Origin of the sequence: Collinsella aerofaciens (assembly GCF_041537385.1) — a bacterium.
GTDB lineage: Bacteria > Actinomycetota > Coriobacteriia > Coriobacteriales > Coriobacteriaceae > Collinsella > Collinsella aerofaciens_BV.
Map to the genome: position 1 here is coordinate 43,235 of NZ_JBGORS010000008.1, position 12,072 is coordinate 55,306.

Genomic DNA, 12,072 nt, shown 5'->3' on the forward strand with positions numbered 1-12,072 from the left:
TCCTTGCCGCCAAGAGTGGGACAATAGCCCTCGACACTGTTGTTTACTTTTGGAGGAAGTAGCATGTCTACCGTCACTACCATCAAGCGCGGCGGCCTCACCGCGGCCATCGATTCCATGGGCGCCCAGCTCACGAGCCTTGCCCTCAACGGCAACGAGTATCTGTGGCAGGGTGACCCGGCATTTTGGGGCAAGCATGCGCCTATCCTGTTCCCCATTGTGGGCTCGCTGCGCAACAACACGGCGACGTCTGCGGCTGGCACCTGCGAGATGCCGCGCCACGGCCTCGCGCGCATCGTCGAGCACAAGCTGGTCGAGGTTTCGGAGGACGGCTCCTCGGTAACGTACGAGATCACTGACACGCCCGAGTCGCTCAAGGCGTTCCCGTTCCACTTTAAGCTCAACATGACCTATGCCCTGACTGGTGACGCCACGCTTACCCAGACCTTTGCCGTCACCAATACCGGCGACGTGGACCTGCCGTTCTCGGTGGGCGGCCACCCCGCATTTAACGTGCCCGCCCCCGGTGCCGAGGACGAGGCGTTCGAGGATTACGAGCTGGCGTTTACCGAGGCTTGGACTAACGAGGCTCCCATCATCACGCCCGACGGTCTTATGACGTTCGAGGGTAGCTACAAGGCTCCCGATAACTCGGACGTGCTGCCCATCACGCACCGCAGCTTCGATAACGACGCCATCATGTTCACCGATACCCCGGGCTCCACGCTCACGCTGCGCGGTCGCAAGTCGGGCCACGGCGTCAAGATCGACTTTGAGGGCTTTAAGTACATCGGCGTGTGGTCTGCCGCCAAAGACGCTCCGTTTGTGGCGCTCGAGCCTTGGACCGGCCACACTACCATGGACACCGAGGACGACGTCTTTGAGCACAAGGTCAACACCATTACGCTGGCGCCGGGCGCTACCGACACCCGTTCCTTTAGCGTCACCCTGCTCTAGAGGTTCCACCGTTCTAACGAACGGCGGACCGGTCGACGCTGCGCGCCACCCAGAGCGACAATTTGTCATTCAAAAGGCACGGCATGACCAGAAGGTCTATGCCGTGCCTTTTTCATGCCAACTTGTTCGCTCTGGGCGGCGCTCGCTGGCATTGCCAAAACATCGACGTTCCCAATGACTACCGCGTGTCTATTAATTTTTCGAGCTTGTGCTGCGCTGCTGGTCGCTGGCGTATATCCTGTTAAGTCGTCAGCATACAATTCAACAGGGAAGGCAGATTATGCATTCTCCCCATCAACGCGACGCGCATCCGCAGCCGATATGCAGCCGTCGCATCTTCTTGGGTAGCGCTCTCGCTGCGAGCGCTTCCGTCGTCGCCGGCGCGCTCGCCGGCTGTCAGCGCCCGTCCACGCTCAAGGTGGTTCAGCCCACGACGGGCGGCGGTCGCGACGACCTGTCCGATTCCGTTATCGGCAAGGACAAGATCCGCATCGGCATGGAGGCGGCCTACGCCCCGTACAACTGGCAGGTTTCCGAGGCCAGCGAGTTCACGATCCCCATCGACAACGTGCAGGGCGCCTATGCCGATGGCTACGACGTGCAGATCGCCAAGATCGTCTGCAAGGCCCTCGGCGGCGAGCCCGTCGCCGTCAAGCAGAGCTTCTCGGGCCTTATCGATTCGCTCAACAACGGTCAGATCGACCTCATCATTGCCGGCATGAGCGCCACGCCCGAGCGCGAGGAGTCCGTCGGCTTTTCCGACCCGTACTTCATTGGCTACTTTGGCCTGTTCGTAAAAGAGGGCTCGCCCTACCAAAACGCGACCAAGCTCAGCGACTTTAGCGGCGCCACGGTGCTCGGCCAAAAGGACACCATGCTCGATACCGTCATCGACGAGATCCCGGGCGTTGTGCACAAAAACCCGGTCGACTCCGTCCCCACGGTGTTTTCGAACCTGCTGCAGGGCACCTGCGACGCCGTGACCTACAACACCGAGAATGAGAAGGGCTATATGGCCCAAAACCCGGGTATCGTGCCGATTCAATTTGCCGAGGGCGAGGGTTTCAAGCAGGAGGTCACGGCAAACGTCGGCTGCCGCAAGGGCTCGGACAAGCTGCTTAAACTCATCGACAAGACACTCAAGGGCATTAGCCAAGAGGAGCGCGACCAAATGTGGGACGCGTGCCTCGACCGTCAGCCGGCATAGGGAGGCAGCATGAAAACCATCAATCGCCTGGCCTCCTTTATCAAGGCAGACCACCGTTATGTATACCTGGGCACGAGCGTTATCGCGGCGCTCGGCCTGGCATTTAGCCAACGCAACCCCACGCCGCTGAGCTTCTTGGCGCCTACGGGCGTGTTCCAAGACTGCCTCTGGGCGATCCTTTGGGCCTGGCTCGTCGTGTCGGCGGCGGCGCTGGTCACCAAGCTTATGCACTGGAACGACTATCGCGAAAAGTCGCCGTTCGCCTCCGAGCGTTGCCGCCGTGGCGCACGCCTGGGCAGCTACGTCGTGGTCGCCATCGCGGCGATCTTTTTCGTGGACCGCTGCGTCATGTCGTTTATCGATCTGGTGCAGGTGAGCATTGTCTCGGACTCCAACCCCAGCGACTTTTTGTCGAGCCTGGTCTACATGACCTACAAGAGCGGCGACTTCTTTATCCGCGGTATCGAGATCACCATCGCGCTTGCCACCTTCGGCACGGTCATCGCATTCTTCCTGGCACTGCTCTTTGTGTTCCTGCGTATTCAGACGTTCGACCGCGTGGATAACGACCTGGTGCGTTTCTTTAAGAGTATCGGCCGCGGCTTTGCGACCGTCTACTCCACCATCGTGCGCGGCACGCCCATGATGGTCCAGGGTCTGCTCATCTATTACGCGGGCTTCACCGTTTTGCGCGGCATGGGCTTCGAGACCGCCCAGGCCAACCAGATCTGGAGCACCTTTACCGCTGGCCTCGTCACCATCTCGCTCAACTCCACCGCCTACATGATGGAGGTCCTGCGCGGCGGCATCGAGTCCATCGATCCCGGCCAGGCCGAGGCAGCACGCTCGCTGGGCCTGTCGCAGTGGCAGGCTATGCGCAAGGTCGTGTTCCCCCAGGGCATTAAAAACGCGATTCCGGCGCTCACCAACGAGCTCATCATCAACATCAAGGATTCGTCGGTGCTCTCGGTCATCGGCGTGTTCGACCTTATGTACGCTACTACCACGGTCGCCGGCGTGTACTACCGCCAGATGGAGGTCTACTGCGTGGCGCTCGTGGTCTACCTGATCCTGACGCTCGTGGCGAGCCGCCTGCTCGAGGCCTTTGGCAAAAAGCTCGGCGCCGAGGCCCCGGCAACGCTGCCCAGCTCCAACTAGGCTCAAGACGAGGAGAATCATCATGGCAGATATCGCCACTACCGGCACTGCGGCCGCCGCACAGACCAATGAGCCGCTTATCCGCGTCGAGGGCCTGCGCAAGAGCTTCGGCTCGCTCGAGGTGCTCAAGGGCATCGACTTGTCCGTCAATCCTGGCGAGGTCGTTACCATTATCGGCGCTTCGGGTTCGGGCAAATCGACCTTCCTGCGCTGCCTCAACCTGCTCGAGACCCCGGACGCGGGCCACATCTGGTTCCACGGTCAGGACCTTACGGCCGAGCGCTGCAACATCAACAAGCTGCGCGAGGACATCGGCATGGTGTTCCAGGGCTTTAACCTGTTCAACAACATGGACGTGCTCGACAACTGCACGCTCGCGCCCGTCACGCTCAAAAAGATGAGCAAGGCCGAGGCCGAGAAGGTCGCGATGGAGCATCTGACGAGCGTGGGACTCGAAAAGTTCGCGCACGCCGCCGTGGGTCGCCTGTCCGGTGGTCAAAAACAGCGCGTGGCCATCGCTCGTGCCCTATGTATGAATCCGCAGATCATGCTGTTCGACGAGCCGACCTCCGCGCTCGACCCCGAGATCGTGGGCGAGGTGCTCGAGGTCATGCGCAAGCTCGCCGCCGACGGCATGACCATGGTCGTCGTCACGCACGAGATGGCCTTTGCCCGCACGGTGTCCGACCGCGTGGTCTTTATGGACAAGGGCGTGGTGCTCGAGGATGCCGCGCCGGCCGAGCTCTTCGGCAACCCCAAACACCAGCGCACTCGTGAGTTCCTCTCTCGCTATCTCGAGGACAAATAACCGACCGCAAACGCTTACGTTGCAGGGCCGCTCCCGTGGGGCGGCCTTTGTCGTCACTATCGAAAGGATGTCATGGCCGAGGTTTGGCGCTTCTTTGCGCATGAGGACGATTTTGCCGATATAGACGAGGCCGGCGCGTGCGAGCGCTTGGGTCGCGTGCTGTCGTTTCCGACCATTTCGAGCATGGATGCCGAGGCGGTGGATTGGCAGCCGTTTGACGACCTGCGCGCGTATATGCAGCAGGCCTGGCCGCACGTATTTGCGGCGGGTAAGGTCGAGCTCGTCGACCATTCGCTGTTGGTGACGCTTGTCGGCTCCGACCCTGCTCTTAAGCCCGTTATGCTCATGGGCCACATGGACGTGGTCCCCGTGGTGCCGGGTACCGAGGCCGACTGGACGCACGCCCCCTTTAGCGGGCACGTGGACGACGCTTACATTTGGGGCCGCGGCGCGATCGACATGAAGGACCAGGTCGCAGGCATTCTCGAGGCTGTTGAGTATGCGCTGGCGCACGGTTGGGAGCATAAGCGCACCCTGCTGCTGGCTTTTGGCCAGGACGAGGAGACTACGCAGTGCGGCGCGGGGGCTATCGGCCGCGTGCTCGAGGAGCGCGGTATTGAACTTGAATACCTGGTCGACGAGGGTGACTACCGTATCGTTTCGGCTGCCGAGTACGGCGCGGGCGAGGGCTGGCTTATGCATGCCGACCTGGCCGAAAAGGGCTATGCCGATATCGTGCTCAAGACGAAGAGCGCGGGCGGGCATTCGTCCAACCCCTACGGCGGTACGTCGCTCGAGGTGCTCAGCCGTGCCATCGCCGCAATCTGCGATATCGAGTGGCCGACGCGCGTGACCGATCTGCTTGCCGCGCAGCTTGTCGAGCTGGGGCTCTACACGGCGGATGAGATTGCCGCCAACGGGGGCGCCATTGTCCGCGATTGCCTCGCCAGCAAAAAGCTCTATCCGCTGGTGACGACCACCTGCGCGCCCACGCAGATCGAGGGCGGTAGCACCGGTGCTAACGTGATGCCGCAGGATATGTGGGCCAACATTAACTTCCGCATGCTCGAGGGCACGAGCGTGGTCGACGTTGTGGCGCGCTGCCGTGAGGCGGTTGCCGGGGCGGACCTTGCCGGTCGTGTCGAAGTGGAGCTGGGCCCCGGCAGCTCCGAACCCTCGCCGTCCCCGCGCATCGGTGGTCCCGGCCTCGAGGCGGTTCGCGCCATTGCCGCCCGCTACTTCCGCGACCCAAAGGGGACGGAGGAAAACGGATCATCCGAGCCGTTGGCGATTGTCCCCTCGACCGTGATTGGCGCGACCGACGCTGCCAACTACCAGCGCATTTGCTCTGAATGTATTCGCTTTTCGGCGTTTGTGGTCGACGATGACGAGTGCGAGCGCGGTGTCCACGGTACCAACGAGCGCATCACCCGCCGCGCCTACCTCCAGGGTGTTCGCTTCCTCATCGCCCTGCTCCACACGCTCTAGAATGTGACAAAGCGACGCTCCCTTTGTTAGCCGTTGGGGACGTTCTTAAACGACTAGCCGTTAAGGAACGTCCCCAACGGCTACGTCCACTCATTCCGTGCGGGTTATATGCAGGTTTGCCTGCGCACGCTATCATATATGGGTTAGACCGCAACTATGTACCCCATACGCGAAGGGATGCGCATGTATCTGAAGATCGACATGCTCTAGCTGGACTTACCCCCGCAGCGGCGCCCCGCGCCCCATCAATTCTGCCGATTTTCACCTTCACGCATATAAAGGAGTCCCGTCATGCGCGACAAGCTCGAAAAGATCATCAAGGCCTACGAGGAGCTCGAGAAGAAGCTTTCCGACCCGGCCGTCGCCTCCGATATCAAGGAGTTCACGCGTCTCAACAAGGAGTACGCGCACCAGTCCGACCTCATCGCCGCCTCGCGCGAGTACATCGGCGCGCTTGATGACATCGAGGCTGCCAAGGAAATGCTCCACGATACTACCGATGCCGATGAGAAGGAGATGCTCCAGATGGACATCTCCGAAAACGAGGCCAAGCTTCCCCAGCTCGAGGAAGACATTAAGTACATGCTCATCCCGAGCGACCCCAACGACGACAAGAACACCATCGTCGAGATTCGCTCCGCCGCCGGTGGCGACGAGGCGGCCATCTTTGCCGGCGATCTGTACAAGATGTATCAGCGCTTCTGCGAGTCGCGCGGCTGGAAGACCACCGTGCTCGACTCCAGCCCCAGCGAGGCCGGCGGCTTTAAGTCTATCGAGTTCAAGGTCGAGGGCGACCGCGTCTACTCCGTCATGAAGTTCGAGTCCGGCGTGCACCGCGTCCAGCGCGTTCCCAAGACCGAGTCCCAGGGCCGTATCCAGACCTCCACGGCGACCGTCGCCGTACTTCCCGAGGCCGAGGAAATCGACGTTCAGATCAACCAGTCCGACCTGCGCATCGACACCTACTGTGCCTCCGGCCCTGGCGGTCAGTGCGTTAACACCACCTACTCCGCCGTGCGCATCACCCACCTGCCCACCAACACCGTGGTGCAGTCGCAGGAGCAGCGCTCCCAGATTCAGAACCGCGAGGTCTGCATGCAGATGCTGCGCGCCCGTCTGTACGAGATGGAGCTCGAGAAGCAGCAGGCTGAGCTCGGTGCCGAGCGCCAGAGCCAGATCGGCCACGGCAACCGTTCCGAGAAGATTCGTACCTACAACCAGCCCCAGGACCGCGTGACCGATCACCGCATCGGTTTCAACTCCACCTACAACGGCGTCCTCCTGGGCGACCAGCTCGGCACCGTCATCGAGGCACTCGCCGCCGCCGAGCGAGCCGAGAAGCTGGCACAGGCAGTTTAAGTTCCGCCGTTCTACCGAACGGCGGACCGGTTGACGCTGCGCGCCGCCCAGGGCGACAATTTGTCATTCAAAAGGCAAGGCATGACCAGAAGGTCTATGCCCTGCCTTTTTCATGCCAACTTGTTCGCCCTGGGCGGCGCTCGCTGACATTGCCAAAACATCGGCGTTTCCTTGGTTGTCAAATGATCCGTAGGGAGTCATTGGTGACATTGCCTTGATATTTTATTCAGTCGGCTGTGATGGCATTTGAGCTGCTTACCTGCTTAAGGCAATTGACGGCATATATCCGCTATCGAAAATATTGCTCGAAAAAGCGTCCGAGAAGTCGCGGAGCGATTTTTGATGGGTCGCGCGTCAAGCGATGTGACAAGTTCTTGGTTAGATATTGGTCAGTTTTGGGGCAACCTTGCCAAAAGCTTGACGGATGCAGATTTAGACGTCGACGAATGAACGCTCTAGGCAGGCTCCAAGCAAAATTCTGGGCTGATTATCGATAATCGCCTTCAATCGTCCCTTGCCAAGCGCTGGCCTCGCGTACAATCTGCTCCGACATTCGCGCGCCGTCCGGCGCTTAAGAGGGGAGGGCCCCATGGCAAACGAGATCTGGACCATCAAGCGTTGTCTCGAGTGGACCAAGGAGTACCTAGCCGAGCGCGGCGAGGAGCACCCCCGTCTTTCTGCCGAGTGGCTGCTGTGCGCAGCTACGGGTCTGGCGCGCATCGACTTATATATGCGCATGGACGAGACGCTTAACGCGGCCCAGCTCGAGACCATGCACGCGGCCGTCGTTCGTCGCGCCAAGGGCGAGCCGCTGCAGTACATCACCGGCAGCACGCAGTTTCGCATGATCGACGTCGCGTGCGCCCCCGGCGTGCTCATCCCGCGCCCCGAGACCGAGATGCTCGTCGAAGAAGTCCTGAACTATCTGGATACCGAGGTGCTGAGCCCCGAGGCTGCTGCCCGTCAGCGTGTTGAGCTGCCTTGGAACGATGAGGTCGAGCAGGCCCGCAAAGCCGAAGCGGCGCTGGCCGACGAACGCGCGACCGCCGAGCGCCGTGCTGCCAACCTGACGGCCGCCGATGAGGCTGCGCTGGGTAGCGACGTGCTCGGTAGCCGTGCCTATGCCGAGGAGCTGGCCGACCGCGAGGCAGAGGAAGCCGCCGCGCAGGCAGCAGAAGCCGAAGCCGCAAAAGCCGCCGAGCCCGAGCTCGACGAATACGGCATCGCCATCGAGTGTGCCGATCAGAAGATGGCTTCAGCTCAGGATGCCGCTGCGCCTGCTCCAACCGAGCCCCGCATCGCCCGCGTTCTCGAGGTCGGCTGCGGCACGGGCTGCATCTCGCTCTCGCTTGCCTGGGAGCGACGCGGCCACGTTACCTGCACCGCTACCGATATCGAGCCGCGCGCCATCGATCTGGCCACCAAAAATCGCGATGCGCTCGGGCTCACGTCCGACGAGGTCGCCTTCAGTCTCACGAACCTGGTGAGCTCCATTCCCCGTGAAGAGTGGGGCACCTTTGACGTACTCGTCTCCAACCCGCCCTACATCCCCACCGATGTCATGCGCTCGCTGCCGCACGAGGTCAAGGACTTTGAGCCCGATCTGGCGCTCGAGGGTGGCGCCGACGGCCTCGATATCTTCCGCCGCTTGCTCAACGCGGCGCCCTACATGTTGCGCGCCGGCGGCCTCTTTGCCTGCGAGCTCTACGAGGGCGCGCTCGACGCTGCGGCCGAGCTCTGCCGCCAAGCGGGTCTGTCGGACGTGCGCATCGTCCACGACCTCACCGATCGCCCCCGCATCGTCCGAGCCATCGTCACCGAGCCCAAACAGCGCCAGTAATATTTATTAACTGGTTAGCAAAAATTATAAATTAGTTTATAATTAGGACGGCTGAAAGAGGTCGGCCCATGCAACCCCCTACCTTTCGGGAAATCATTGCCCTACTCAAGCACGATGGATTCGTGAAGGTTGCGCAAGTCGGTAGTCATGCTAAGTATGTTTCTGGTGACCGTGTTGTCACCGTGAACGGCTCTGGTGGCGATCGACCAAAGAAGGGCACATGGGCAAGTATTCGTCGCCAAGCTGGATGGTAGTTGGAGGCAAAATGAGGCAGCGATTTACCTATGACTGCGTTCTCATAAAAGAAGACGACGGTTACTGCGCTAGCTTCCCGCAGATTCCCGGCGCCTTTGCCGATGGCGATACGCGCGAAGAAGCGATTGCCCATGCCACCGAGGCACTGATGGCGTTTTTGGCCGACGACCTCAACAACGGTTTGACTCCGGCAGGGTACGAACGCTCGGCCGAGGTCGTGGCCCTTTCAGTCGAAATCGACCACGAGGACGCTCGGGAAGCGGCGTGCCGAACATTTAAAGACGCAGCGCTGGACCTCAAAGTCTCCGCTCCGCGGATTACCGCGCTGGTCAAAGCCGGAAAGCTCGATGTTGAACTCGTCGACGGCCGTCGGATGATAACGATAGACAGCATCGAGCGCTACGCCGCCCAAGAACGCCACGCCGGCAGGCCAAAGAAGTTCGTCGCAGTCCAATAACCCCCTCACTTTCACCGACTACTAGAGCCGCTCACCAAACCAACATGCGCTCTGGGCAAATAGGTTGAACGTTTCGTGCGAGAATGCCCCACAGTAAACAAACTTGCACCAGAGCGTAAGGGGCTGGCATACACATGCAGACGGTCTATCGGGTATACGAGGGAACGCGCGAGCCGCATCGGCTTGCCGTCGAGCGCACGGCCGAGGTGCTCGGCCGCGGCGGCCTGGCTTTGATCCCGACCGAGACCGTCTACGGTGTCGCCGTGGCAGTCAACGCCTTCTCGGACGCCGTGCCCCAAGATACAAGCGAATTCCCATCGTGGCCGCGAGATCCGCAGGCCACCGTCAACGGCGCCGCGGTCCCCGCACTCGGTACCGGCTATCGTCGTATCTTTACCCTCAAGCAGCGCGAGCTCACCCAAACGGTTGCCTGGCTGGTCGATGATGCCGAGGCACTCGACCGCTATGGCGTGGATATCCCTAACGAGGCCCGCGTACTCGCGCGACGATGCTGGCCGGGAGCCCTGACTATCGTGATTAAGGCAGCCCCCTGCGTGCCGACCTTTATGCGCGCCGCCGATGACACGGTGGCTCTTCGCGCGTCGGCCTCGCCTGTGGTGCAGGCGCTCATCCGCGCCTGCGGCAGTCCACTTGCCTGCACGAGCGCCAACACGCACGGCGCGCCCTCGCCGGCAAGCTTTGCCGCCGTCGAGGGTCGCATCCTGGAGGGGGTCGATGTTGCCGTCGACGCCGGTGAGACCCCGTGTCGCGACGCCTCGACCATCGTGTCGTTTCAGCACGGCGAGCTCCAGATCCTGCGCCAAGGCGCACTTCCCGCATCAGAGATCGAACGGGTCCTGTCCGACCCGATGCAATAGAAAGGTTTAAGCGATGTCGTTGAATCTGGGCAGCCTGGGCATGGAAGATGCCTCGTTTGACTTTGGCGGTTCCTACATCATGGCGCTCGACTGCGGCACCACCTCGGTACTTGCGACCATCGTCGACGAGTACGGCTGCATCGTCGCGCAGGCACGTCGCAGCGTCAAAACCAGCTTCCCGCGTCCCGGTTGGGTAGAGCAAGACCCCATGGCGGTCCTTGCCAGCCAGATCGCGGTCATGATGGAAGTCCAGTTTAAGAGCGGTATCCACTCCGACCGCATTGCCGCCATCGGCATCTCCAACCAGCGCGAGACCACGGTGGTCTGGGACCGTGTGAGCGGTCAGCCGATCTATAACGCCATCGTATGGCAGTGCCGCCGTACCGCACCTCTGATCGACGAGCTGGTCGAGCAGGGCGCAGAAGGGCTGGTGCGCTCCCGCACGGGACTCACGCTCGACCCGTATTTCTCGGCCTCCAAGGTGCAGTGGATTCTCGACAACGTCGACGGCGCACGCGAAAGCGCGGCGGCGGGCGACCTCATGTTTGGCACCATCGACACCTGGCTCATCTACAACCTCACCGGCGGCCAGGTCTTTGCCACCGACTACACCAATGCCAGCCGCACGGCACTCTTTAATATCCATACGCTCGATTGGGACGACGACCTGCTGGCACTCTTTGACGTTCCACGTTCCATGATGCCCGAGGTTCGCTGGAGCTCGGGCGACTACGGCCGCGTCGCGAGCGACATCATGACCAACATGCCGCCCATCATGGGCGTGGCGGGTGACCAGCAGGCGTCGCTGTTCGGCCACTGCTGTTTCCGTCCCGGCCAGACCAAAAACACCTATGGCACTGGCTGCTTTATGCTCATGAACACCGGCGACGAGATCGTCGAATCCAAGAATGGCCTGGTCTCCACCATCGGTATCGCTGCGGACGGCAAAGTCAGCTATGCGCTCGAGGGCTCTATTTTTGCCGCCGGCTCAACGATGAACTGGCTTCGCAACAACATGGGCATCATCTCGAGCGTGAGCGAGTCGGCACAACTCGCCGCTTCGATTAGCGACAACGAGGGCTGCTACTTCGTTCCCGCCTTTGCGGGTTTGGGTGCTCCCTGGTGGGACCCGCATGCTCGCGGTATCGTGTGCGGTCTGACCGGCGCCTCGAGCCGTGCGACCATCGTACGTGCCGCCTGCGAATCCATGGCATATCAGAGCTACGACGTGCTGCGCGCCATGGAGCAGGACGTGGGGCTTTCGATCGAGCGCCTGTCTGTCGATGGCGGTGCCTCGCGCAACGAGTTCATCATGCAATTCCAGGCCGACCTGCTGGATATCCCCGTGCTGCAATGCGAGACGGTGGAGACCACGGCAATCGGTGCCGCGTACTTGGCGGGTCTTGCCGTCGGCTATTGGGAAGACCTGGAAGAGCTGGAGCAAAATGCCCAGATCGTTAGGACCTTCCTTCCCCACATGTCCGCCGAGCGCCGCGAGCAAAACCTTGCGGGCTGGCGTGATGCAGTCAAGCGCTCGCTCAGTACCGCACAGTAGGGCCGCGATGAGCTGCTCGATACAACAAACCGCTAAACTAATGCATGGCGTGCGGTAGCGACATTGCTGCGCGCCCTTGTCAGCAAGGCCGTTTTGCGGCCGCAACGAAA

11 protein-coding genes are annotated in these 12,072 nt (G+C 61.4%); all 11 read left to right on the top strand.

Annotation, left to right across the window (positions count from 1 at the left end; translation table 11 throughout):
* Window positions 1-63 precede the first annotated feature (63 nt).
* The 11 genes from ACEG18_RS08805 (at window position 64) to glpK (ending at window position 11,962) form a co-directional block, all read left to right on the top strand.
* The gene (locus tag ACEG18_RS08805) at window positions 64-957 is read left to right on the top strand and encodes an aldose 1-epimerase family protein (protein ID WP_372542374.1); all 894 of its coding nucleotides are present in this window, start codon (window positions 64-66) and stop codon (window positions 955-957) included.
* A 280-nt stretch (window positions 958-1,237) separates the two neighbouring features.
* Window positions 1,238-2,164: a transporter substrate-binding domain-containing protein gene (locus tag ACEG18_RS08810; RefSeq protein WP_372542376.1), complete on the top strand. Its 927-nt coding sequence runs from the start codon at window positions 1,238-1,240 to the stop codon at window positions 2,162-2,164.
* A gap of 9 nt (window positions 2,165-2,173) precedes the next feature.
* Window positions 2,174-3,322, top strand: a complete 1,149-nt coding sequence (locus ACEG18_RS08815; RefSeq protein WP_372542378.1) for an amino acid ABC transporter permease — start codon at window positions 2,174-2,176, stop codon at window positions 3,320-3,322.
* A gap of 22 nt (window positions 3,323-3,344) precedes the next feature.
* Window positions 3,345-4,130 (top strand): amino acid ABC transporter ATP-binding protein, encoded by a 786-nt coding sequence (locus ACEG18_RS08820; RefSeq protein WP_006235692.1) that lies wholly within the window; start codon window positions 3,345-3,347, stop codon window positions 4,128-4,130.
* Window positions 4,131-4,202: 72 nt separating this feature from the next.
* Window positions 4,203-5,618: a M20/M25/M40 family metallo-hydrolase gene (locus ACEG18_RS08825; RefSeq protein WP_372542380.1), complete on the top strand. Its 1,416-nt coding sequence runs from the start codon at window positions 4,203-4,205 to the stop codon at window positions 5,616-5,618.
* Window positions 5,619-5,909: 291 nt separating this feature from the next.
* The gene (gene prfA, locus ACEG18_RS08830) at window positions 5,910-6,977 is read left to right on the top strand and encodes a peptide chain release factor 1 (protein ID WP_055252487.1); all 1,068 of its coding nucleotides are present in this window, start codon (window positions 5,910-5,912) and stop codon (window positions 6,975-6,977) included.
* A gap of 589 nt (window positions 6,978-7,566) precedes the next feature.
* Entirely contained in the window at window positions 7,567-8,817 is a 1,251-nt protein-coding gene (locus ACEG18_RS08835; RefSeq protein ID WP_372542382.1) for a N5-glutamine methyltransferase family protein, read from the top strand.
* A gap of 68 nt (window positions 8,818-8,885) precedes the next feature.
* Window positions 8,886-9,071, top strand: a complete 186-nt coding sequence (locus tag ACEG18_RS08840; protein WP_089573106.1) for a type II toxin-antitoxin system HicA family toxin — start codon at window positions 8,886-8,888, stop codon at window positions 9,069-9,071.
* A complete protein-coding gene (locus tag ACEG18_RS08845) occupies window positions 9,038-9,529 on the top strand; it encodes a type II toxin-antitoxin system HicB family antitoxin (RefSeq protein ID WP_128620077.1) in 492 nt (163 codons plus the stop codon). The genes ACEG18_RS08840 and ACEG18_RS08845 overlap by 34 nt, the downstream gene beginning before the upstream one ends.
* Window positions 9,530-9,663: 134 nt before the next feature.
* Complete coding sequence (locus tag ACEG18_RS08850; protein WP_372542384.1) at window positions 9,664-10,407, top strand: L-threonylcarbamoyladenylate synthase; 744 nt, start codon at window positions 9,664-9,666, stop codon at window positions 10,405-10,407.
* A 13-nt stretch (window positions 10,408-10,420) separates the two neighbouring features.
* The gene (gene glpK / locus ACEG18_RS08855) at window positions 10,421-11,962 is read left to right on the top strand and encodes a glycerol kinase GlpK (RefSeq protein WP_099432318.1); all 1,542 of its coding nucleotides are present in this window, start codon (window positions 10,421-10,423) and stop codon (window positions 11,960-11,962) included.
* Window positions 11,963-12,072 lie beyond the last annotated feature (110 nt).